The sequence below is a fragment of the Nocardia aurea genome (assembly GCF_003123685.1).
GTDB classification, from domain to species: domain Bacteria; phylum Actinomycetota; class Actinomycetes; order Mycobacteriales; family Mycobacteriaceae; genus Nocardia; species Nocardia aurea.
Map to the genome: position 1 here is coordinate 167,180 of NZ_QCYJ01000099.1, position 21,502 is coordinate 188,681.

23 protein-coding genes and 1 other RNA gene are annotated in these 21,502 nt (G+C 68.7%); 11 read left to right on the forward strand and 13 right to left on the reverse strand.

The window, feature by feature from the left end; all coding sequences use genetic code 11:
• Positions 1–51 precede the first annotated feature (51 nt).
• Both DAT37_RS20130 and DAT37_RS20135 read right to left on the reverse strand, forming a co-directional pair.
• Entirely contained in the window at positions 52–1,392 is a 1,341-nt protein-coding gene (locus DAT37_RS20130; RefSeq protein ID WP_109526345.1) for a glutamine synthetase family protein, read from the reverse strand.
• Between the two features lie 157 nt (positions 1,393–1,549).
• Entirely contained in the window at positions 1,550–3,097 is a 1,548-nt protein-coding gene (locus tag DAT37_RS20135) for an alpha/beta hydrolase (protein ID WP_109526346.1), read from the reverse strand.
• A gap of 238 nt (positions 3,098–3,335) precedes the next feature.
• On the opposite strand from DAT37_RS20135, the gene panB reads away from it, so the two are divergent.
• The 4 genes from panB to DAT37_RS20155 all read left to right on the forward strand — a co-directional run bounded on the left by panB (position 3,336) and on the right by DAT37_RS20155 (position 6,753).
• On the forward strand, positions 3,336–4,193 hold the full coding sequence (gene panB, locus DAT37_RS20140) for a 3-methyl-2-oxobutanoate hydroxymethyltransferase (protein ID WP_109526409.1): 858 nt from the start codon (positions 3,336–3,338) through the stop codon (positions 4,191–4,193).
• Positions 4,194–4,458: 265 nt separating this feature from the next.
• Positions 4,459–4,902 (forward strand): hypothetical protein, encoded by a 444-nt coding sequence (locus tag DAT37_RS20145; protein ID WP_109526347.1) that lies wholly within the window; start codon positions 4,459–4,461, stop codon positions 4,900–4,902.
• Positions 4,902–5,864: a prolyl aminopeptidase gene (gene pip, locus DAT37_RS20150; RefSeq protein WP_109526348.1), complete on the forward strand. Its 963-nt coding sequence runs from the start codon at positions 4,902–4,904 to the stop codon at positions 5,862–5,864. Before DAT37_RS20145 ends, pip begins: the two co-directional genes overlap by 1 nt.
• 4 nt (positions 5,865–5,868) lie before the next feature.
• The gene (locus tag DAT37_RS20155) at positions 5,869–6,753 is read left to right on the forward strand and encodes a CHAD domain-containing protein (RefSeq protein ID WP_109526349.1); all 885 of its coding nucleotides are present in this window, start codon (positions 5,869–5,871) and stop codon (positions 6,751–6,753) included.
• Between the two features lie 142 nt (positions 6,754–6,895).
• On the opposite strand, the gene DAT37_RS20160 is transcribed toward DAT37_RS20155, so the two are convergent.
• The 3 genes from DAT37_RS20160 to DAT37_RS20170 form a co-directional block, all read right to left on the reverse strand.
• The gene (locus DAT37_RS20160; protein WP_157978562.1) at positions 6,896–7,333 is read right to left on the reverse strand and encodes a hypothetical protein; all 438 of its coding nucleotides are present in this window, start codon (positions 7,331–7,333) and stop codon (positions 6,896–6,898) included.
• A 161-nt stretch (positions 7,334–7,494) separates the two neighbouring features.
• Complete coding sequence (locus DAT37_RS20165; RefSeq protein ID WP_109526351.1) at positions 7,495–8,931, reverse strand: RNB domain-containing ribonuclease; 1,437 nt, start codon at positions 8,929–8,931, stop codon at positions 7,495–7,497.
• 3 nt (positions 8,932–8,934) lie between these two features.
• Positions 8,935–9,249, reverse strand: a complete 315-nt coding sequence (locus DAT37_RS20170; RefSeq protein ID WP_232839872.1) for a hypothetical protein — start codon at positions 9,247–9,249, stop codon at positions 8,935–8,937.
• A 456-nt stretch (positions 9,250–9,705) separates the two neighbouring features.
• On the opposite strand from DAT37_RS20170, the gene DAT37_RS20175 reads away from it, so the two are divergent.
• Positions 9,706–10,095, forward strand: a complete 390-nt coding sequence (locus tag DAT37_RS20175; RefSeq protein WP_109526353.1) for a hypothetical protein — start codon at positions 9,706–9,708, stop codon at positions 10,093–10,095.
• Between the two features lie 76 nt (positions 10,096–10,171).
• Here the strand turns inward: DAT37_RS20175 and rnpB are convergent.
• An RNA gene (rnpB, locus tag DAT37_RS20180) (RNase P RNA component class A) lies at positions 10,172–10,602 on the reverse strand.
• A 75-nt stretch (positions 10,603–10,677) separates the two neighbouring features.
• Between rnpB and DAT37_RS20185 the strand changes: the two genes are divergently transcribed.
• From DAT37_RS20185 to DAT37_RS20200, 4 genes are all read left to right on the forward strand, one after another.
• Positions 10,678–11,565 (forward strand): alpha/beta hydrolase, encoded by an 888-nt coding sequence (locus DAT37_RS20185; protein ID WP_109526354.1) that lies wholly within the window; start codon positions 10,678–10,680, stop codon positions 11,563–11,565.
• 133 nt (positions 11,566–11,698) lie between these two features.
• Positions 11,699–12,217 (forward strand): TrmH family RNA methyltransferase, encoded by a 519-nt coding sequence (locus DAT37_RS20190; protein WP_109526355.1) that lies wholly within the window; start codon positions 11,699–11,701, stop codon positions 12,215–12,217.
• 40 nt (positions 12,218–12,257) lie between these two features.
• The gene (locus DAT37_RS20195) at positions 12,258–12,839 is read left to right on the forward strand and encodes an NUDIX hydrolase (protein ID WP_157978563.1); all 582 of its coding nucleotides are present in this window, start codon (positions 12,258–12,260) and stop codon (positions 12,837–12,839) included.
• A 70-nt stretch (positions 12,840–12,909) separates the two neighbouring features.
• Positions 12,910–13,194, forward strand: coding sequence for a hypothetical protein (locus DAT37_RS20200; protein WP_232839873.1), 285 nt, complete (start codon positions 12,910–12,912; stop codon positions 13,192–13,194).
• 101 nt (positions 13,195–13,295) lie between these two features.
• Here DAT37_RS20200 and DAT37_RS20205 read toward each other — a convergent pair whose 3' ends face one another.
• The 7 genes from DAT37_RS20205 to cobC all read right to left on the reverse strand — a co-directional run bounded on the left by DAT37_RS20205 (position 13,296) and on the right by cobC (position 20,091).
• Positions 13,296–14,000 carry a S1 family peptidase gene (locus DAT37_RS20205; protein ID WP_232839874.1) on the reverse strand — a complete coding sequence of 235 codons (705 nt, stop codon included), beginning with the start codon at positions 13,998–14,000 and terminating at the stop codon, positions 13,296–13,298.
• 175 nt (positions 14,001–14,175) lie between these two features.
• Positions 14,176–15,300, reverse strand: coding sequence for a bifunctional RNase H/acid phosphatase (locus tag DAT37_RS20210; protein WP_109526358.1), 1,125 nt, complete (start codon positions 15,298–15,300; stop codon positions 14,176–14,178).
• Between the two features lie 231 nt (positions 15,301–15,531).
• Complete coding sequence (locus tag DAT37_RS20215) at positions 15,532–16,269, reverse strand: zinc ribbon domain-containing protein (RefSeq protein WP_109526411.1); 738 nt, start codon at positions 16,267–16,269, stop codon at positions 15,532–15,534.
• Between the two features lie 142 nt (positions 16,270–16,411).
• Positions 16,412–17,053: a hypothetical protein gene (locus DAT37_RS20220; protein ID WP_109526359.1), complete on the reverse strand. Its 642-nt coding sequence runs from the start codon at positions 17,051–17,053 to the stop codon at positions 16,412–16,414.
• Between the two features lie 96 nt (positions 17,054–17,149).
• A complete protein-coding gene (locus DAT37_RS20225) occupies positions 17,150–17,716 on the reverse strand; it encodes an HD domain-containing protein (protein ID WP_157978564.1) in 567 nt (188 codons plus the stop codon).
• A 94-nt stretch (positions 17,717–17,810) separates the two neighbouring features.
• On the reverse strand, positions 17,811–18,935 hold the full coding sequence (locus DAT37_RS20230) for a Nif3-like dinuclear metal center hexameric protein (RefSeq protein ID WP_109526361.1): 1,125 nt from the start codon (positions 18,933–18,935) through the stop codon (positions 17,811–17,813).
• Positions 18,936–19,053: 118 nt separating this feature from the next.
• Positions 19,054–20,091, reverse strand: a complete 1,038-nt coding sequence (gene cobC, locus DAT37_RS20235) for an Rv2231c family pyridoxal phosphate-dependent protein CobC (protein WP_109526362.1) — start codon at positions 20,089–20,091, stop codon at positions 19,054–19,056.
• Positions 20,092–20,135: 44 nt separating this feature from the next.
• Between cobC and DAT37_RS20240 the strand changes: the two genes are divergently transcribed.
• Both DAT37_RS20240 and DAT37_RS20245 read left to right on the forward strand, forming a co-directional pair.
• On the forward strand, positions 20,136–20,639 hold the full coding sequence (locus DAT37_RS20240) for a low molecular weight protein-tyrosine-phosphatase (RefSeq protein ID WP_109526412.1): 504 nt from the start codon (positions 20,136–20,138) through the stop codon (positions 20,637–20,639).
• Positions 20,639–21,502 carry an SURF1 family cytochrome oxidase biogenesis protein gene (locus DAT37_RS20245; protein ID WP_109526363.1) on the forward strand — a complete coding sequence of 288 codons (864 nt, stop codon included), beginning with the start codon at positions 20,639–20,641 and terminating at the stop codon, positions 21,500–21,502. The genes DAT37_RS20240 and DAT37_RS20245 overlap by 1 nt, the downstream gene beginning before the upstream one ends.

Here is a 21,502-nt window from a genome sequence, read left to right on the forward strand (position 1 = left end):
TCGGCCGGTCGAGCACCGGCCGAGCACAGGTCTCGGTGTGATCTCTTCGAGCTAGAGACCCAGGTATTCCTTCAGTTCGTACGGTGTGACCTGGCTGCGGTAGTCGGCCCACTCCCGGCGCTTGTTGCGCAGGAAGAAGTCGAACACGTGCTCACCGAGGGTCTCGGCGACCAGTTCGGACCGCTCCATGGCCTGCAACGCCTCGTCCAGGGTGCCGGGGAGTTCCCGGAAACCCATCGCGCGGCGTTCGGCCACCGTCAGCGACCACACGTCGTCCTCCGCCTCCGGCGGCAACGTGTAGCCCTTCTCGATGCCGCGCAGACCGGCCGCCAGCAGGACCGCGAAGGTCAGGTACGGATTGCAGGCCGAATCGGGGCTGCGGATCTCGACGCGTCGCGACGAGGACTTGTTCGGCGTGTACATGGGCACGCGCACCAGCGCGGACCGGTTCGACCGGCCCCACGAGGCCGCGGTGGGCGCCTCGCCGCCGTGGATCAGGCGCTTGTAGGAGTTCACCCACTGGTTGGTGATCGCGCTGATCTCCGGCGCGTGCTCGAGGATGCCCGCGATGAACGCGCGCGCGGTGCTCGACAGGTTGATCGGATCGTCGGGGTCGTGGAAGGCGTTGGCTTCGCCCTCGAACAGGCTCATGTGGGTGTGCATGGCCGAACCCGGGTAGGCGGCGAACGGCTTGGGCATGAACGTCGCGCGCACGCCCTCGTCGATGGCCACTTCCTTGATCAGGTAGCGGAACGTCATCACGTTGTCGGCCATCGACAGCGCGTCGGCGTAGCGCAGATCGATCTCCTGCTGGCCGGGCGCGCCCTCGTGATGGCTGAACTCGACCGAGATGCCCATCGATTCCAGCGCGTCGATGGCGTGACGGCGGAAGTTGGGGGCCGAATCGTGCACGGCCTGGTCGAAGAAGCCGCCGGAATCGGCGGGCCGGGGCGGGGTGCCGTCCTGCGGGCTGTTCTCCAGCAGGAAGAACTCGATCTCGGGGTGCACGTAGCAGCTGAAGCCCACGTCGGCGGCTTTGTTCAACTGTCTGCGCAGCACGTGGCGCGGGTCGGCCCAAGACGGTGAACCGTCCGGCATGGTGATGTCGCAGAACATGCGGGCCGAATGCTGGTGCCCCTTGGAGGTGGCCCACGGCAGCACCTGGAAGGTGGACGGATCCGGCCGGGCGACCATATCGGCCTCCGAGACGCGGGCGAAGCCCTCGATGGCCGAGCCGTCGAATCCGATGCCCTCCTCGAACGCGCCTTCCAGTTCGGCGGGCGCGATCGCGACGGACTTCAGATAACCCAAAACGTCGGTGAACCAGAGACGCACGAAGCGGATGTCCCGCTCTTCGAGCGTCCGCAGCACGAATTCCTTCTGGCGATCCATGTCCGCGAGAGTAAAGACCTGGCGTTAAATCCGTGTTACATACAGGCTGAGGTTTGCAATGTCGGTAGCTGAGGGGCTTTCCGGTACCTAGTTCGCGTCCGAACTGCCGCGAATGTGAGGTATGACGCGGGTTGGACACAACCGCGCCGCGCCGCTGTCAGCAGGTGAGTCCCGGCGCGGGTTCGGTGAGGTCGACCAGGTAGGCGACGACGGCGTCATCGAGACATTTGTCGCCCGCGACGAGCGCGGCGGTGTGCCGATTCCCGCGATAGGTGATGAGGGAGGCCCCGAGTTGCTGGGCCAGATCGACACCGGCCTGATACGGAGTCGCCGGATCCTCGGTCGTGGAGACCACCACCGTCTTCGGCAGACCCGTCACCGATATCCGATGCGGTTCGCTCGTATTCGGGACCGGCCACGACACACACAGGTCGAGCGGAGCCGCGCCGGTGCCGCGACCGTCGTCGATGAACGGCGCGGCCTTGCGGTATTCCATGTCCTGGCGACCCGCGAGAGCCGGATCGGCGATCCGGGGATCGTCCACGCAGCGGATGGCGTTGAAGGCGTCGTCGGTATTGCGGTAGGTGCCGTCCTCGCGGCGGCCGTCGTACATATCGGCCAGTTGCAACAGGGTGTCGCCGCGCCCCTTGCCGAGTTCGTCGAGACCCATGGTCAGCACCTGCCACAGTTCGTCGGTGTAGAGGGCTTGCCGGACGCCGGTGATCGCGTCGTCGTAGGTCAGTCCGCGCGGGTCGGTGGTCGCGGCGGGCGTCGTCCACAGCGGGTCGACCAGTGCGCGGAAACGGGCCACGGCGCGCGTCGGATCGGAGCCGAGCGGGCAGTCGGGTTTGCTCGCGCACTCGGCGCTGTAGGCCTCGAACACGCCCTGGAATCCGGCGGCCTGGCGCAGTGATTCCTGGACCGGGTCCTGGGAGGAGTCGACCGCGCCGTCGAGTACGAGCGCGCGCACCCGGTCGGGGAATCGCTCGGCGTAGGCCGAACCGAGCCTGGTGCCGTAGGAGTAGCCCAGGTAGTTCAGTCCCGGATCGCCGAGCACCGCCCGGATGACGTCCATGTCCTGCACGACCTCGCGGGTGCCGACATGGGCGAGGAATTCCGTGCCGGTCCGCTCCGCGCATTTGTCGGCGTAGGCCTTGTTCTCGGCCTCCATCTCGGCGATCCCCGCCGGGGAGTTGTCCTCGGGCGGATCGGCCCGCTCGGCGTCGGACTCCTGCGGCGTCAGGCAGGAGATGGTCGGCGTCGAGGATCCGATCCCGCGCGGGTCGAATCCGACCCGGTCGAAACGTTCGGCCAGTTCGCCGCGTCCGGCGATGCTGACCATCGACAATCCGGAACCACCGGGCCCGCCCGGATTCAGCAGCAACGATCCGATCCTGTCCCCCGAGGCCGGGATCCGCGACAGCGCGATCTGCGCGGTGGCGCCGTCGGGTTTCGCGTAGTCGACCGGAACGGTGACCTTCGCGCATTCGGCGCTGGGCGGGAGACGATCCTCCGGATCACCGAAGCCGTCGCAGTCACCCCACCGCACCGACTGGTCGTAGAAGCGCTCCAGTCCGGCGGGCGCCGGGGGCGAGGGCACCGGTGTCGTCTTCGGCTCGGCCGTACCGCCGCATCCCGCGACGACCAGCAGCATCCCGGCCACACCTGTCACCAGCAACCCACGACCGCTCCGCACCCGACCCATGCCGATGATCCTGCCAGGGGCGCGGCGCTTCCCCGCGCGCCACCACCCGGGCCGCCGATCATGTCGCGCGGTCGGCACCGTTCACGTCGGCAACGCAGAGGCACGCCGGTCACGCCTGTGACCAATTGCACCGGCGACCGGCCTTATTACCCGGGTCGTCGCGGTGGCACACTGGAGCTGTCAGAGAACCCGGGGACCCCACAGGGCCTCGAGGCGACACGTAGCGAAAGGGACGATGATGTCCGTATCCGATTCGGAAACCCCTGCCTACGGTGCGGCTCCTGCCGAGCCGAAGAAGACCGTGCGCAAGACGCGGGTGCATCACCTCCAGCAGATGAAGGCCGACGGCGAGCGCTGGGCCATGCTGACGGCCTACGACTATTCCTCGGCCCGCTTGTTCGAAGAGGCCGGGATCCCGGTCCTGCTGGTCGGTGACTCGGCCGCGAACGTGGTGTACGGCTACGACACCACCGTGCCCATCACGGTGGACGAGCTGATCCCCCTCGTCCGTGGGGTCGTGCGCGGCGCGCCGAACGCCCTCGTCGTCGCCGACCTGCCCTTCGGGACCTACGAGAGTTCCCCGCAGCAGGCCCTCGCGACCGCGACCCGGTTCATGAAGGAGGGCCAGGCGCACGCGGTGAAACTCGAGGGCGGTGAGCGCGTGGCCGAGCAGATCGCGCTGATCAGCGCGTCGGGCATCCCGGTGATGGCGCATATCGGTTTCACCCCGCAGAGCGTCAACGGGCTCGGCGGTTTCCGGGTGCAGGGCCGCGGCGACGGCGCCGAACAGCTCATCGCCGACGCTATCGCCGTACAGGAGGCGGGCGCGTTCTCGGTGGTCATGGAGATGGTTCCCGCCGAACTCGCCGGACAGGTCACCCGCAAGCTGACCATTCCGACCGTCGGCATCGGCGCGGGCGCGGAATGCGATGCCCAGGTACTGGTCTGGCAGGACATGGCCGGATACACCAGCGGCAAGACCGCGAAATTCGTCAAGCGTTTCGGCGATATCGGCGGTCAGTTGCGCACCGCGGCGGCTACCTACGCCGACGAGGTACGGCGCGGCACCTTCCCCGGTCCCGAACACAGCTTCTGATCGCGCGGGCGGGTCGAGCGGTAGAGGACATTCCCACGACACCGCTCGACCCGCCGTCCGCACCACTGACCGAGTAAGCCTCACGCATCCATTCCTGTCGAGAACCGTCCTCAGCGATCCCTCCCGGACCGAATACTTCGCGCGCTGGGAGCGATTCGAGTCGCGCGGCGGCTTCGGCTGAACCGGACCGCCCGAGGCGCGCACCGGACCGGTCGAATCAGTGGCAGTATCGAAATCGACCGATTCGACACGATCAGAGGTACCGATGCCGCACAGCCGATGGATTTCTCGCAGCACGCTGCTCGCGGCAGGAGTTCTCACCGCCGCGGCGCTGGCCGCCTGCGGACCCACCGACGACCCGAATCCCACCGGAAGTTCCGGTTCGGTCACCTCGACCCCGCGGGCCACCACGGGCGCGGGCAGCGCCGGCAGCCAGAAGCCGACCGCCCAGGTAACCGACGCGGCGGGCAAAGCGCTCTGCGACGCGATCCGCCCCGAGCTGTCCAATTTCCGGGTGCAGGGTCCCACGCTCGGCGGGGTCGGCATGAACCTGATCGTGCATCCGTGGGGACTGCAATACGGCATCGACGTTCTCGGCAACAAGGCCGTCGTCGACACCGCCACTTCGAAGAGCTGCCCCGATGTGCGCCAGCAGGCGATCGAGGCGTTGTCGGCGCCGGATCTGGCCTCGGTGATCGTGGGGCTGTGATGCGCACGCTGTATCCCGAGATCGAGCCGTACGACTCCGGCATGCTCGACGTCGGCGCGGGCCAGTCCGTGTACTGGGAGGTCAGCGGCAATCCCGAGGGTAGACCGGTGGTGTTCCTGCACGGCGGTCCCGGCGGCGGCACCTCGCCCGCGCAACGGCGATTCTTCGATCCGTCGGCCTACCGGATCGTGCTGTTCGATCAGCGCGGCTGCGGTCGCTCCACCCCGCACCTGGCCGACGGCGCGTCACTGGAGACCAACACCACCTGGCATCTGATCGCCGATATCGAAGCCCTGCGTGCCCATCTCGCCATCGATCGGTGGCAGGTCTTCGGTGGCTCGTGGGGTTCCACACTCGCCCTCGCCTACGCCCAGAAATATCCCGAGCGGGTCACCGAACTGGTGCTGCGCGGCATATTCCTGTTGCGGCGCAAGGAAATCGATTGGTACTACAACGGCGCCGCCGGATCCGTCTACCCGGACGAGTGGGAGAAATTCCTGGCCCCGGTGCCGGAATCCGAACGCGGCGAGGATCTGGTCGAGGTCTACCACCGGCTGCTGCACTCCCCCGACGACCGGATCGCGACCGCCGCCGCCATCGCCTGGTCCACCTGGGAAGGTTCGACGAGTTCGCTGCTGCCGCAGCCGGATCGCGTGGCCGAGACCGCCGCGCCCCGGTTCGCGCTCGCCTTCGCCAGGATCGAGAACCATTATTTCCGCCACGGCGGTTTCCTCGACGAGGGTCAGCTGCTGCGCGATATCGGCATCATCTCCCACATTCCGGCGGTCATCGTCCAGGGGCGGCACGACATCGTCTGCCCCGCGGTCAGCGCCTGGGATCTGCATCGCGCCTGGCCCGGTTCGACATTGCGCATCGTCGACGACGCCGGTCACTCGGCGAACGAACCCGGCATCACCCACCATCTCGTCGAGGCGACCGACGGATTCTCGAAAGTGAGTTGATCGCATGGGGGTCACCGCAGGAACCGCGCTGATCACGGCGCTCGGCGACGACGTCGACCGGCTCACCGCCGCCGAACCCGACGTGCGCGCCGACGCCGACGATTCGGTGCACCAGATGCGGGTGGCGACGCGGCGACTGCGCAGTGTGCTGCGCTCGTACAAGACGCTGCTCCAGCGAGATCCGGTGACTGCGGCGAATATCGAGTTGAAGTGGCTGGCCGATCTGCTCGGCGTCGCGCGTGACGCCGAGGTGCGCGCCGATCGTTTCGTCACCCTGCTCGACGAACAGGCGACCGATCTCTCCCAGGACGATCTGGCCACGGCGACCGCCCGGCTCGTCACCGCGGAGCGCGCCCGCTACGAGTCCGCGCACGCCGACATCCTCACCGCGCTGGACGCCGACCGCTACCGCGCGCTGCACGACCTGCTGATCCGATGGCGTACCGCGCCGCCGCTGCGCTCCTCGCGTGCCGCCGCCCCCGCCGCCGGATTCTTCGGTTTCGTACTGCATCGCGACCAGGAACGCGTCGAAGCGCTGATCAGGACCGAGCCGACCGTCTCCCCCGCCGACCGCGTCGAACTGCTGCACGACATCCGCAAAAGCGCCAAACGCCTGCGATATTCGTGCGAAGCGGCCGAGGGCGTCCTCGGGGAGCAGGCGACCGCGCTCGGCTCACGCGCCAAACGACTACAGACCGTGCTCGGCGACCACCGCGACGCCGTCGAATCGCGCGAGGCGATCCTGGAACGCGCCGCCGCGGCCGAGGCCGCCGGGGAACCCACCGAGGTCTACCATCGCCTCGCCGCCGTCGAACAGAGCGCCGCCGACCGCGAATTGGACCGCTACCCCGTCGCCGCCCGAGCCCTGTCGACCGGCAAGCCCCAGTAGGGCCCGCCGTCCACGCACGTCACGTTTTCGCCGCCGCGCGAAGACGATCGAATGCTCGCGGCATCGGTCCTCGCCCCAGGAACTCCGCGACTCCTTTCCGGGGTGACCCGGCGAAAAACGTCGCACGGACCCGAAAGGCGGCTCAGGTCGTGGTCTTGTCGCGCAGGGCGGCGCGCTCGGCCGCACGGGCGGCGCGGCGTTCACGACTGGCGGCGGTTCGGCGAGGTTGGGGCTGCGGGGCGGCCCGCACGTCGGATCGGCGGTCGCCGGACGGTCGGACGTCGGGGCGGCGGTGGCGACGGCGGCGTTCGTGGGCGGGGAGTGAATCCTCGGACACGTTGTAGAGGTCTATCGAGCGTACGAAATCCACCAGGAGCGCGATGGGGAATATCAAGACCCACAGGCTCATCACCGCAGGGCCGCCGTCGTGGAAGAACGCCAGGTAGCAGGCGTAGACCAGGAACGCGACACCGAAGACACCGTTGACGATCCGGCGCCCGAGTCCCACTTCCTTCGCGGCGAGCGAGAGCAGCACCAGCATGATGCCGCTGGCTGTGTACGCGAAAATGAAGAAACCCACGGCCGAAACCCCCACGGAGACACTGGCGGACACGCCGCGCTATCGAACGAGCGACAGCGTAGCAACTGTGCGTGGGAATCGGGCGGCGGTCCCGCTTCGGAACGAGGGCGCACGACAGCGCGGTAGCCCTCCGCGCCCGCGCGGCCGAGATGCGAGTGGGCTCAGGCGGGAAAGGTGAACGCGATCTTGCGGGTGGCGGGATCGGCCGTGACCAGGCGGACGCGGACCGAGGCCCCCTCGGGGGGTGAGCCCGCGCAGCGGCCGAGTACGGGCGGGTCGGCGACGAAGATCTCGGCGGGGCGGTTGCCGTTGCCCTCGCGGAGGACGACGGCATCGAATTCGCCGCCGGTGCGCGAGGCGAGCAGGGTCGATTCGGTGAGGTCGATGCAGGCGCGCTCGACCTTGCCCGCGACGGCGTCGCTGCGTTTCATCGATTCGGCGGTCGGCGCGAGACCCGCGCGCACCCATTCCGGGATCGGTGTCCCGGCGCAGCGGGCCAGGCAGATCTCGGTGCCGAAGCGGTCGGCCAGCCGACGCAGCGGTGCGGTCACGTGGGCGTAGGGCGCGCCGATCGCGCTGTGGCGCAAGGCCTCCGGCGGCAGTTCGGTGTCACCGAGCACGGTGTAGGCGGCACCGCGCAGCAGGCCGGTCGCCTCCGACATGAGGACGAGGGCGGCGGGGGTGTTCGGATCCAGTTCGGCGAGCATCCGCCCGACCGGTTTGTCGGCGGGCCAGGCGACCCCGACGGCCGCGGCGGTGCGACGCAGGGATTGGATGGCCGATTCGGGCGGGGGCGGCATCGTGCGCAGCAGGCCGACCCGGCCCCCGTCCGAGTTGTCCACCATGATGCGGGCGGCGCACATCCCGGTGAGCAGCGAGATCTGTTCGTTCCAGTCGTCGGCGGCGGTGCGCGGCTCCAGCACCAACTGCCAGTGTCCGTCGGTGGCGTCGTCGCGGATGACGCTCTGCGACGGCAGCCGCAACCCGATCACGCCCCGGGCCAGCCCCGCTTCGATGCGCCGCGTGCCGAATTCCGGCAGGGCCGCGATCGAGGGGTGCGGCCGACCGGCGTCGGCGGCGGCCTGCACACCGGCGTAGTCGAGCCGGGCGCGGGAGCGGACGGTGGCCCGCGCGACCGAGTACCGCCGCGGTTCGGCGTTCTCGTCGCATTCGATGGTCCACAGCGCGGCGGGTCTGGTGCGGTCGGGCAGCAGGCTCGCCGACCCCTCCGAGAGCACCGGCGGATGCAGTGGCACGGTGGTGTCGGGCATGTAGAAGGTCTGGCCTCGCGCGCCTGCCTCACGGGCGAGCGCGCCTTCGGGGGCGATGACGGCGCCGAGGTCGGCGATCGCGTAGTGCACGGTGAAACCGGTGCCGGTGCGCTCGAGATGGACGGCCTGGTCCAGGTCCATCGAGCCCGGCGGGTCTATGGTCACGAATTCGATATCGGTGCGATCGATCCGGTCGCCCGCGAACACGTCGTTCGCGTCGCGGGCTTCCGCGGTGGCCTCGGCGGGATACGTCGAGGCCAAGCCGAATTCGGATCTGACGGCGCCGAAGTCGACCGGCGCCGAGATGATCCGCTGGTGTAATTCCACCAGCTACTGCAACGCCAGCATGGTGCCGTTCAGTTCGTTGAACGGACCGAAGACGGTGAAGGTGACCCGTCCCGTCGGGTAAGCCGAGGACACGGCGGCGGCCCCGTCCAGTGCCTCTCCGAACGACGCGGCCGACGGGTGCGGAAGGCCCGCGATCGTGCGACCGAAGTGGGTCTGGTGCACCCACTGGGTATCGGCCGGGCTGAGATCGACCTGAACCCCACCCGGCAGCGGGGTGACGGCGACCGCGCTTGCGGACCCGGCACCGAGCACTGCGAAAACCGATGCGGCCCCGGCGATGAGAGCACCGGCGACCATAGAACGAACTACCCGCATGGAGTTGAGACCTGCTTCCGCGATCGAAATTCGAAAGGCCCGATGCAGCCCGGCAACGGGCCTTGCCAACGGCGACCACTCTATGACGTCGATCACGATCGGGGCCAGTAGGAGATGAATTGTTATGCCCGACCCGCAGCCGCCGGCGCGTCGTCGGCGGCTGCTAACGTTCCCGGGCGGCGCGGGCTGTCCGGTTCTCGGCACCTCCCGCCGCGTTCCGAAGTGACCCCGTACGTCGATATTTGGGAGTACCGCACTGATGTCATCGATCATCTTCGACTACCTGATGCCGCTGCTCGGCCCCGACCAGGCCGCCTACTGGGCTCAGGTATTCCTGATCGAACCGGTCTGACCTCACAGTTTCGGTCCACGCAATGGTCGCCTTCCGTTAACCACACGGAGGGCGACTTTTGTTCGAGGCCGCTAGCATCCCGCTCCGTGAGAAGAACCTCCGCCGCTCTCGCGGCAAGCGCCTCCGTATTCGCCCTGCTCCTCGCCGGTTGCAACGACGACACAGCCACATCCTCCGCGGCGGCCGGTACCTCGGCGTCCGCGGCGGCCGCCTCGAGCGTCGCCCGGGTCGTCGACGGCGCGAAGGCGGGCACCTTCGTCGTCAGCTTCAAGAGCGCCTTCCCGAAACTCGCGCAGGGCAAGAGCGACGTCCAGATCAGCGACATCCTCAATCAGACCTGCGCGGACCTGAAATCGGGTAAAGCAGAGGACGCCGTGATCAGCGGTATCTCCTCGTACGCCAAGAACGGTTCGACGGAGGTGACCAGGGAAGAGGCGGCGGCCATCTATCAGATGGCCAAACTCATGTGCGGGTAGTCGCTCCCGCGGTTTCATCGTGCTCGGCCGCGTGTCCTCGGACAGCGGCCGGGCTCGTATCCCGCCGGGGCGGGAGCGGACGAGTTGGCGTGTAAGCCGGATCCTGTTCCCGGTTCGCACCGGGTGACGACCATCCATCTGGACACACCGTTGCCGGGTGCCTCGAGCGGTCCACCCGCAGGCTCGGGCGAGCAGCCCTCGAACACCTGCGCAGCCGCACCGCGAGCGGTGCGACCTTCGACCTTGCTCCGGGCGGGGTTTACCTAGCCGCCCCGGTCACCCGGGGCGCTGGTGCGCTCTTACCGCACCGTTTCACCCTCACCGCACGATCGAGCCGTGTTCGCACACGACGCGATCGTGGGCGGTCTGTTCTCTGTGGCACTGTCCCGCGGGTCACCCCGGGTTGCCGTTAGCAACCGCCCTGCTCTGTGGAGTCCGGACTTTCCTCGGCGCGGGGCGGCGGCACGAAGTGCCCGTTCCCAGCGCCGCGGTCGCCCGGCCAACTCGTCCGCGCCCCAAGGGTACGCGACCGGGCAACCACCGGTCCGCGCGCCCACGACCGACCCAGTACGGTAAATATCCATGGAGCGTGTCGAGGTCGGTTTCACGTCGGGCGGGGATCAATGCGCGGCGTGGCTGTATCCTCCCGACGGCGTCCCCAAACCTCGCCCACTGGTGGTGATGGGTCATGGTCTCGGGGGCACCAGGGAGATGGGATTGGACAGGTACGCACGGCGGTTCGCGGCGGCGGGCATGGCGGTGCTGGTCTTCGATTACCGTCATTTCGGCGCGAGCCAGGGCACCCCGCGTCAGGTGGTGAATATCGCGAGACAGCGTGAGGACTGGCGCAACGCCATCGCCTTCGCCCGCACCCTGCGCGGGATCGACAAGACCCGAATCGCGCTGTGGGGCACCGCTCTCGGTGGCGGGCACGTGCTCACGATCGCACCGCAGGACGATTACATCGCGGCGGTCGTCGCGCAGGCGCCGTGCACGAGCGGATGGGCCTCGGCCATGGTGAAAGGCCCGATCAATGTGACGAAGGTCGTCACGATCGCGGCCACCGACCTGCTGATCGGGCCGATCCGGCGCAAGCCGGTCGGGATCAAACTCGCGGGCCGCAAACGGTCGGCGGCCCTGATGAGCGCCCGCGATGTCCCCGAGGGTTACGGCAGGCTGGCCGAGGACAGCGAGAGCTGGCAGCCGAAAGTGGCGGCGCGCTTCGCCTTTCCCGCGTTGTTCGACGCACCGGGCCGCCGGGCCAAAGCTCTGAAGATGCCGGTTTTCTACGCCATCGCCGACAACGATTCGGTGGCACCGGCGAAACCTGCGCTCGAGGCCGCGAGGCGAACCAAACACGCTGTGGTCAAACGGTATCCGGTGGGCCATTTCGACCTGTACTTCGACGACGTCTTCGAACAGGTCGTCTACGACCAGACCGAATTCCTGGTCTCGGTGCTGCGGCCCTGAGCCGAGCTGTCGCGGTCGCGCGGCGACCGGGTATCGTCGATGGCAATATTCCCGTCGATGGCCCCGGTGCGCCGCGAAGTACCGTCACGATGAAATCTGTTCTCTCCCCGGGGAAGGCTCTCCCCTTCCGTTCATGACGGCCCCGCGGGTCCGCACCCGCCCCGAATTGCGCAGACAACGGCGCAGACGCGCGCACGGCTGCTGGAATCACCTGATCGCGGCGCCGCTGTGGCCCAAGCACAGCGTCAATCTCGGTACCCTGCTCCGCACCTGCGACGCGGTCGGCGCCTGTATGGCGGTACCGCGTCGACCGTGGGTGCCCGACGCGCTCGCCCAGGGCAACACCTTGCGCACACGGCCGTGTGTGCACTGGATCGACGGACGCGTCGACCGCTGGCTGGAACGTCAGCGCCGGGGCGGATCCGCCATCGTCGGTGTCGAACTCACCGATGAATCGATCCGGCTCGCCGACGTCGAACCGGCGAACCGGCGAACCGTCATGGTGCTCGGGCACGAATCCGACGGTATCCCGCCCGAGGGGGTGGAGCTGCTGGATTTCGCCGTCGAGATCCCGATGGTCGGCTCGGGACACAGTCTCAATGTCGCGGTGGCGGGATCGCTTGTCCTGTACAAACTCGCCGGACTGTGCTGATTCGCGAACCTGTCGGTACCTGCCGCTACCGTCTACCTCCATGAATTCGGTGACAGCGGGAATCGCCGAGATCGTCGGCGGGATCGAAGCATGCGACGACCTGGAACGCGCTCATATCGCGACGACACTGTCGTGGATGGCCGCTACCGACGACGTGTTCCGCCGCGTGAAACCGGCGGTTCCGCCCCGGCATCTGGTGTCCTACGTCGTCCTGGTCGACCCGGACGCCGGGGCGGTCTTCCTGGGCAGCCACCTGCTCGCGGGGCTGTGGCTGCCCACGGGTGGCCATGTCGATCCCGGCGAGCTGCCGCTCGCCGCGGCGCGGCGCGAGACGTTCGAGGAACTGGGTATCGAGGCCGATTTCGACGTCGTCAGCACGGATCCGCTGTTCCTCACCGTCACGACCACGATCGGGCCGAGCGGCGGGCACGAGGATGTCAGCTTCTGGTACGTCATCCGTGGCGACCGCACCCGCGAATACGCGCTGGACCCACGTGAATTCGGCGAAGGCCGGTGGTTCGATATCGAAGAACTCGCCCACCTCGAATCCGACCCGCACATGTCCCGTTTCCTCGCCAAACTCGACTCGGCCATCGGGGGCCGACCGACCGGCACCGGGTAGGACGCCGTCGCGGGGGCGACGGGGGTAGATTGCGAGTGTCGTGGTCCCGCAGGAGAATCGAGGGCACATCATGACCGATCCGCAACTGCTGGACGTACGCCGCGCGGGCATCCTCGCCCAGGTGACGGAATTACGCCGCGCGCTGGCGGAATTGACCGAGGACTACCGTGCCCTGCCCGCGTCGGGACTACTGCTCGACACCGAGGGTATCGGCGCACTCATCACTCCCGCGTACTGCGTGGCGGGCACACGTGAGGTCTTCGAGGAGGCGACGATCGAACTCGACGCCGCCATCGACGCACTCGACCGCGCCGGTACCTACACCTCTCGGCTGCGCCTGGCGGTATTCGACTGACCTGGGAGTTCAGGCCGACCCGCCATGTAGCGAAGACGACGGAAACGACTCGCCGCCGCGACCCGTTCGGGCACGCGGCGGCGAGGGTGGAACTCTCCGGCTCAGAAGGTCCGGAATCCGCTGCCGACGCCACCGGTGGCGTTGACGGCGGCCAGGATGATGTCGATCGGCGCGAAGAACGCGGGCGAATGGATCGGGTTCGCCGCCGTCGCGCAGGGCAGGTCGAAGCCGATCCCGGCCAGGCCGGTGAGCCTGCCCTGGTTCATGCCGACCAGCTTGTCACCCACGGTGACCGGACCGCCCGAATCACCTGGCTTGGAGCACGCCTGGTTGATGGTGACCGACTCGTCCAGGGTGCCCCAGACGACGCCGCAGCCCGGACCGCTGGTGCGGCCGTTGGAGCACACCGTCGTTCCCGGACCCGGCTGTCCGCCGATGCCGTTGATGGTGGTGGCGCCGACGACCCGCGCCGGGGTGACCTTCGCCGGGTCGAATTGCAGAACCGCGTAATCCAGACCCTCCCCGTTGTCGGAGTACGCCACGACACCGACCGCGCCCGCCTCCATCGCGCCCTCCGAGGCCAGCCGCGCACCGGTGGGCGCGCAGTGACCCGCGGTCAGCCCGACGAGCCGATTGGCGTTGTCGTAGCCGATGGCGGTCAGCGAGCACGCCGAGTTGTTGTCGAAGACGAGGCCCGAACTGCCGCCGAGGACCACACTCCCCGGCGCGGCCTGCGCCATACCCGCCACGACGGCACCGACACTCGCGATGACGGCAACAACGGCCGCCACCCCTCTGAATCTCACAGCAGTTACTCTCCTTCTCCAAGAATCCGGGCCGACACCCGGATTCGCCCGGGTGTGACCGCACCACACCTCGCGGCAGTATTCCCCCACCAACCCCGCACGAAATGTACTACCGCGCTGGACGATTGGCCATTCTTTCGCGGATCCGACCGCGCGGACTGCGGTATCACGACATCTAGTTCAGGTACGAGGTGTCGTTGACCAGGCGCACCGACGAACCGCCGTCCGGATAGAACTCCGCGATCGACAACGATGCCAGGTCCAGGTGCAGCCGGTACAGCAGCGACGGCCCGACCCCCAGCGCCAGTTGCAGCAGGGTCTTGATCGGCGTCACATGGCTGACCGTGACCACGTTCTGTCCCGGATACAGGGCGACCAGGTCGCGGCGAACCGATTCGATCCGCTCGCGCACCCGGTCGAAACTCTCGCCGCCGGGCGGTGCGACCGCGGTGTCACCGAGCCAGCGGGCGTGCAGTTCGGGGTCGCGCTGCGCGGCCTCGGCGAAGGTGAGGCCGTCCCACTCGCCGAAATCGGTTTCGATCAGACCGTCGAGCACCCGCACCGGTGCGCCGAGCGCGGCGCCCGCCGCCTCGGCGGTCTCCCTGGCGCGATCCAGCGGCGAACTGACGACGGCGGCGATATCGCCCCTGGTCGCGAGCATCTTGGCGGCCCGTGCGGCCTGTTCGCGGCCGAGTTCGGTCAGCGGCGGATTGCCGCGCCCGGAATATCGGCGTTCCACGGACAGAGCGGTCTGGCCGTGCCGCAGCAGCAGCAACCGGGTGGGGCGGCCGACGGCGCCGGTCCAGCCGGGTGAGGACGGGACGGCGGCCTGCGCGGGCTTGCGCTCCTCGGTGGGCGCCGACAGGGCTCCGCGCACCTCGTCGACCACGCTCGCGTCGTCCATGGCCTCGTTGGCGAGCCGGTCGGCGTGGGAGTTCTCGGCGCGTGGGATCCAGGTGAAACTCACCCGATCGAAGGCCGCGACCAGTCTGCGCGCACGGTCGGCCAGCGGAATCATGGACGCGTGCTTGATCTTCCAGCGTCCCGACATCTGTTCGACGACGAGTTTGGAGTCCATGCGCACCTCGACCACGCGCGCGCCCAGTTCGGTCGCGGCCTCCAGGCCCGCGATCAGCCCCCGGTACTCCGCGACATTGTTGGTCGCGACGCCGATGAATTCGCGGCGCTCGGCGAGGACCCGCGCGTGGTCGTCGGCGAAGACCACCGCGCCGTAGCCCGCGGGTCCCGGATTGCCGCGCGACCCTCCGTCCGCCTCGACGATCACGTGTTCGTTGCTCACTACCCGAACTCCTCGCTCATGACGGACGCCGACGCCGAGCCGCTTCGACCGGTACCGGCCGGAACGCTCGCACACCCGGTCGGCCACGATCTCACGCTAGCCGCCCACTCCTACAGGCAGCCCGTTTCGACCGGACCGGGACGTTTCCGTGCGAAGTGTGCTTACCACCACACGCTCAGCGCCTGTCATCCGCCATGCCCGAAGCCCGGGCGGCGATGGGATCAGAGCAGGTCACAGACCCGATTCCTTGGTGCGAACGAGAATCGCACCGCATTCCGAGCAGCGGACCACCACATCGGGCGCGGTCTTGGCGATCCGCGCGATCTCACCGCGGTCGAGTTCGATGCGGCACGCGCCGCAGCGCCTGGCCTGGAGCAGCGCGGCGCCCGCACCCTGCTGGGCGCGCTGCTTGTCGTAGACGGTCAGCAGTTCGCCGGGAAAGAGCTGGATCAGATCCGCCCGGTCCTTCTCGCACCGCTGCTGGGCCACATCGAGATCGGCCAGGGCCTCGTCCCGCTGGCGTTGCGCATCGGCCAATTCCTCCTCGGTCTTGCTGAGACGGGCGCCCGCGTGATCGTGATCGGCGGCGGAGGCCTCGCGCCGCTCCATCACCTCGAGCAGTTCGTCCTCCAGGACCGAACGCCGCCGTTCCAGGCTGCCCAGCTCGTGTTGGAGTTCCGAAAGCTGTTTGGCGTTCACGGTTCCGGCGCTCAGCATGCCGCGATCGCGATCCTCGCGCTTGCGCACCGCCTCGACCTCGCCCTCGAGCTTCTTGATGTCGCGATCGAGATCGTCCAGCTGGATCTCCACCGCCACGGCGGCGTCCTTGTGCGCATTGCGCTCCGCCTCCAACCGGGCGACCTCCTGCTGCTCGGGCAGCACGTTGCGACGATGCGCGATCCGCGTCGACTCGGCGTCGACAGCGGCGAGGCGGAGCAGCTTGGCCTGGATCGATGATTCGACATTCAACGCGGGGAAGCTCCTGAACGCTATGGGAACGGTGGAAGTACCCGAACCGCCCCTCGGGCGTCGAATACCGGTGCTCAACCGTACCCCGGCGTCGGCGCGATCGGACGCGAGGCCGGTGACCGGCCCCACCCCCGAGGCCCCACTACCCCGCCGCGCGGGTCTTGATGGCGTCGCGGGAGATGAACACGTCGTACTCACCCGGTGTCGAGATGACCGCGTTGCCGTAGGCGGAGCGGACGAACGGCTCGGTGTACCACTTGCCCTCGCGCATATCGGCGAAGAAATCCTTGTCGTCCCCGTTGACGAAGAACTGGTTCTGGGTGGTCGCCACACCGTCGAGACGCTGACCGTAGAGCCGGGTGACCTGGTATCCGGAGTGGAATCCGAGCGCGTTCACCCACGGCTCCAATTCCACGATATTGGCCTGGAGCACCCACAGATCGCCCTGGACCCGGTAGGTCTCCTTGCGCTCGTCATGGTTCTCGTCACCGTAGAGGGTGAGTTCGACTTCCAGCTGATGTTCCTGCCCGGCAACCTCTTTCACGACGACGTGGGCGGCCTTGATCTCGCCGCTCAATCCGAGATATGTCTGCATCAGGGTCGCTATCCAGAGCAGGCCCACGGCGGCGACGAGTAGGACCAACCCACCCGCACCCCGTCCGAGCAGCACACGCGGCCCCACTTTGCGCACCATTACCAACGCCGAGACGATCAGCGCCACTGCGATCAGGATGAGCAGGATCAGGCCGACCTGCACGAACCCGAAGTCCACCGGGTAGTTCATGCGGTAGTTGTACCCGGTCCGGGGATTTCGATTCGGGTGAACATCGCGACACACCGACAACACGCGCAAATAGGACAGAGGTTGGGGCGCGCGGGTCTAGAACTTCACCATCGGCGCCGGGTGCAGCGGATGACGCAGCGCGCCCGCGGTCGCCAGTTTCACCAGTTTCCAATGGAATCCGGAACTGGGATAGGCGCGGCGCACCGCGCGGTAGTCGCGCGCCGACAGACCGAAGCGCACGGTGCCACTCGTGAAATCCACGGTGTCGGCCTTGCGGAACAGTTCCACCGGCGACAGCGGCCCGGCCGCGGCGCGCAGTTTGTGGTGATCGTCGATCATGGTCGTCACCAGCGGTATTCGGGTCTCGTCGCCGGTGTCGCGCAACCAACGCTCGGCACGTTCGACGGACGGCGGCAGATAGTCCCAGGTGCCGTCACTCCAGATACCGAGATCGTGGAAGGCGGCGGCCACCACGAATTCCGGCAGCGCGCTCGGCAGTTCCGCCTCGCCGCCGCCCGCGCGCAGATGCAGCAGGTCGGCGACCTGCACGACGCGGATGGCGTGATTCAGATAGCCGCGGTAGTCACCGCCGAGCGCGGGAGCCCAGGTCTCGAGAATGTCGGCGATCCCGGTCGCCGCGCCGTCGTTCACCGTGAGATCCATCCAGAACAGTCCCTTCGTGCGGCGATCCGACCCGCACATATCCTCGGCGCGAACCGCCGGATGCGCCATTCGAATCGCCGGTGCGCCGGGAGCTTCACTCGGCGCCGGTCACCGTCCACGGGTCGGTGCGCAGGTTCGAGACGTGGGTTTCCAGCGCGGGGAACGCGCGGCGCACGATATCGGCGGCCTGGGCACACCACGGGAATTCCGTGGCCCAGTGGGCGGCGTCGACCAGCGCGGGACCGCCGGCGCGCAGATGTTCGTCGGCCGGATGATGACGCAGATCGGAGGTGACATAGGCGTCGACCCCGAGCCGCGCCACCTTCCCGAGATAGGAATCGCCCGCACCGCCGCAGACGGCGACGTTCTCGATCATCCGATCCGGATCGCCCGCGGCACGGACACCCCAGACGGTCTGCGGGAGCGCGGCGCGCACCCGGGCGGTGAAGGCGCGCAGTGTCTGCGGCTGTGGCAGGACGCCGACCCGGCCGATGCCGACACCGGAGGGGAACGGCGCGCGCTCGGTGACGTGATAGGCGGGTTCCTCGTACGGGTGGGCGGCGCGCAGCGCGGTGAGCAGCGCGCCGCGGGCCGCGGGCGGCGCGATGACCTCGATCCGGTCCTCGTCCACGCGCTGGAGTTCACCGATGCTGCCGATGGCGGGATTCGCGCCGGTCATCGGACGGAACTGGCCGACGCTGGGCACGTGTACCGCGCAGTCGTGGTAGTTGCCCGACCCGCCCGCGCCCGCGGCGAACAACGCCGCGAGCACCGCCTCGGTATGGGTGCGCGGAACCTGTACCACCCAGCTGTCGACGGCGGCTGTGGGTTTCGGGTCGAGTACCCCGGTGACAGTGAGACCGAGCGCGTTCGCGAGCGCGTCGGAGACGCCGGGCGCGGCGGAATCGGCGTTGGTGTGCGCGGAGAACAGCGCGCACCCCGACCGGATCAGCCGGTGCACCAGCGCGCCCTTCGGGGTGTCGGCCGCCACCGTGTCGACGCCGCGCAGCAGCAGCGGGTGGTGCACGATCAGCGCCTGCGCGCGCTCGCCGATCGCCGCGTCCACCACGTCCGCGGTGGCGTCGACGGCGAACAGGACCCGGCTCACCTCGTCGGAGGGATCACCGCAGACCAGCCCGACCGAATCCCACGATTCCGCCAGTTTCGGCGGGTAGGCCGCGTCCAGCACCCCGATGAGTTCCGCCAGCGTCGTCACCATCAGCCTCTCCCTGTTCCGGACTCACACCTGTCGATTCGCCGTCGGCGGCGTCGGCCCGCACCCGCGCCCCGGACATTCAGAGGTCCGTACACCGCGACCTCCGACGACCGCGCGGCTGTCACAGACCCGCCCGCTCGATCGCCTCGACCAGGCGATCCACCTCGGCCGCCCCGCGCACCGCGACCCGCAGGTGATTCGGGCCGAGGCCGGGAAAAGTATCCGCGCGGCGGACCGCGACGCCCAGGTCGGCGAGGTGTTTGCGCAGCAGTTCGCCGTCCGGCGCCCGCAGCAGCAGGAAAGGACCGTGCGCGGGGGTGTGCACGTCGACGCCGAGCGCGGTCAGCCGCCCGATCATCGCGGCACGCTCCCGCGCGATCACGGCAGCCCGCTGCTGGGCCCAGGCGACGGCGTCGGGTGCGGCGGTCGCGGTGATCGCCTCCAGTTGCAGACTGCCGAGGGGCCAATGCGGGCGGCCGTGGCCGAGTCGAGCCAGGACCTCGGGCGCGCCGAGGAAATATCCGCAACGCAGGCCCGCGAGCGCCCAGGTCTTGGTGAGGCTGCGCAGCACGAGCACGTCCTGGGTGGCGTCGGCGGCCAAGGACTCCGGTTCGCCGACCACGGCGTCGGTGAACGCTTCGTCGACCACGACGAGTCGGCCGGGGCGGCGCAGGGCGCGCAGGGTGTCGGCGGGATGCAGCACCGAGGTGGGGTTGGTCGGATTACCGAGGACCACCATGTCGGCGTCGGCGGGGACGGCGGCCGGATCCAGGGTGTAGGGCGGTTCGAGGACGACCCGCGTCACCGGGACGTCCGCCTCGCGCAGCGCCAGCTCCGGTTCGGTGAACGACGGGTGGATCACCGCGGCCAGTCGCGGCGTGAGCCGGGGCAGCATCGCGAACCCCTCGGCCGCGCCCGCGAGCAGCAGGACCTCCTCCGGAGCGCGACCGTGCCTGGCGGCCACCGCCGCGCGCGCGGCGGATTCCGCGTCGGCGCTCGGGTAGCGGCCGAGATCGGTCAGGCAGGCCGCCAGCCGCTCGCGCAACCACCGTGGCGGGGCGCTGCCCTGCACGTTCACCGCGAAATCGAGCAGTCCGGGACGTGCGTCCACATCGCCGTGGTGGCGTAGTTTCGCATGATCGACCGGGTCCGATGGCACGATCCAACACCCTACGTGGCGGCCTCGTGGCGTCACCGGCCAGAATGGTTGTCGTGGGTGAGCTGCACATATCGTTCGTCTGTACCGGCAACATCTGCCGTTCGCCGATGGCGGAGAAGATATTCGCGCACCATCTGAGCGAAGAGGGTCTGACCGATCGGGTGCGGGTGAGCAGTGCGGGCACCGGCGGTTGGCACGTCGGAGACGACGCCGACCCGCGCACCACCTCGACGCTGCGCCGATACGGCTATCCGATCGGGCACGCCGCGGCACTGCTCGGCCCCGACCATCGCGACGCGGATCTGCTGATCGCCATGGACCGCGGCCACGAACGCGCGCTGGCCGAGGCCGGAGTGCCCTCGGATCGGCGCCGACTCCTGCGCAGTTTCGACCCGGACGCCGACGGACCCGACGTTCCCGACCCGTACTACGGCGACACCTCCGATTTCGAGCTCGTCCGCGAGCAGATCGAAGCGGCCATGCCCGGTCTGTTGGAGTGGACCCACACCGCACTCGGCGACGCGGCCCCCGACGGACGACGACGCTGATGCGCAGAATCACCTTCCTGCTCCGGCCGAGCTGGGTCATCCTGGCCGCGCTCGTGGTCGCGTTCGCCTACCTGTGTTTCACGGTGCTCGCGCCGTGGCAGCTCGGCAAGAACACCTCGACCTCGCATCGCAATCAGCTGATCGCCGATTCGGTGCGGGCGGATCCGGTCGATATCACCACCATGCTCGACGACGCCGGCGGCGCCGAATGGCGTCGGGTCACCGCGACCGGCAGTTTCGTCCCGAATTCGACGGTGCTGGTCCGGCTGCGCCACCTCGACGGCGCGCCCGGTTATTCGGTGCTGAGTGCCTTCGCGTTGACCGACGGGCGCGTACTGCTGGTGGATCGCGGCCTCGTCGCGGGTGTGGACGGCGGTTCGCGGCCACCGGCGATTCCGGATCCGCCCGCCGGGTCGCAGCGTGTCGAAGGCCGCGTCCGAGCGTCCGAAGGTGTCACGCCGGGGCGGGAACCGGTGACCGAGGACGGTTTCCGGCAGGTGTACTCGATCGACACCACCCAGGAGGCCGGGGTGATCGGCCTGCCGCTGACCCCGGTCCCGGCCGGCGATCGCGGCGGCTATCTCCAGCTCTCGCAGGATCAGCCCGGCGCGTTCTCCCCCACGCCGCTGCCGCAACTCGACGCCGGACCGTATCTGTCCTACGGGTTGCAATGGCTCGCGTTCGGCATCATGGCGCCCCTCGGCCTCGGCTACTTCGTGTACGCGGAGATCAGGGAGCGGCGCAAGGACAAGTCCGCCGCCGAACCGGTCGCCACCGGGCCGACCGCCACCGAACCGCTCGAACCCGAATCGGTGGCGCCGCGGGATCGCCTGGCCGATCGTTACGGGCGCACCAGGTCCTGA

Bases quoted from the DNA above. Each gene is read 5' to 3' on its own strand.
- DAT37_RS20130 (WP_109526345.1), bottom strand. From the start codon at position 1,392: ATGGATCGCCAGAAGGAATTCGTGCTGCGGACGCTCGAAGAGCGGGAC.
- DAT37_RS20135 (WP_109526346.1), bottom strand. From the start codon at position 3,097: ATGGGTCGGGTGCGGAGCGGTCGTGGGTTGCTGGTGACAGGTGTGGCC.
- panB (WP_109526409.1), top strand. From the start codon at position 3,336: ATGTCCGTATCCGATTCGGAAACCCCTGCCTACGGTGCGGCTCCTGCC.
- DAT37_RS20145 (WP_109526347.1), top strand. From the start codon at position 4,459: ATGCCGCACAGCCGATGGATTTCTCGCAGCACGCTGCTCGCGGCAGGA.
- pip (WP_109526348.1), top strand. From the start codon at position 4,902: ATGCGCACGCTGTATCCCGAGATCGAGCCGTACGACTCCGGCATGCTC.
- DAT37_RS20155 (WP_109526349.1), top strand. From the start codon at position 5,869: ATGGGGGTCACCGCAGGAACCGCGCTGATCACGGCGCTCGGCGACGAC.
- DAT37_RS20170 (WP_232839872.1), bottom strand. From the start codon at position 9,249: ATGGTCGCCGGTGCTCTCATCGCCGGGGCCGCATCGGTTTTCGCAGTG.
- DAT37_RS20185 (WP_109526354.1), top strand. From the start codon at position 10,678: ATGGAGCGTGTCGAGGTCGGTTTCACGTCGGGCGGGGATCAATGCGCG.
- DAT37_RS20190 (WP_109526355.1), top strand. From the start codon at position 11,699: ATGACGGCCCCGCGGGTCCGCACCCGCCCCGAATTGCGCAGACAACGG.
- DAT37_RS20195 (WP_157978563.1), top strand. From the start codon at position 12,258: ATGAATTCGGTGACAGCGGGAATCGCCGAGATCGTCGGCGGGATCGAA.
- DAT37_RS20200 (WP_232839873.1), top strand. From the start codon at position 12,910: ATGACCGATCCGCAACTGCTGGACGTACGCCGCGCGGGCATCCTCGCC.
- DAT37_RS20220 (WP_109526359.1), bottom strand. From the start codon at position 17,053: ATGAACTACCCGGTGGACTTCGGGTTCGTGCAGGTCGGCCTGATCCTG.
- DAT37_RS20225 (WP_157978564.1), bottom strand. From the start codon at position 17,716: ATGGATCTCACGGTGAACGACGGCGCGGCGACCGGGATCGCCGACATT.
- DAT37_RS20230 (WP_109526361.1), bottom strand. From the start codon at position 18,935: ATGGTGACGACGCTGGCGGAACTCATCGGGGTGCTGGACGCGGCCTAC.
- DAT37_RS20240 (WP_109526412.1), top strand. From the start codon at position 20,136: ATGGTTGTCGTGGGTGAGCTGCACATATCGTTCGTCTGTACCGGCAAC.
- DAT37_RS20245 (WP_109526363.1), top strand. From the start codon at position 20,639: ATGCGCAGAATCACCTTCCTGCTCCGGCCGAGCTGGGTCATCCTGGCC.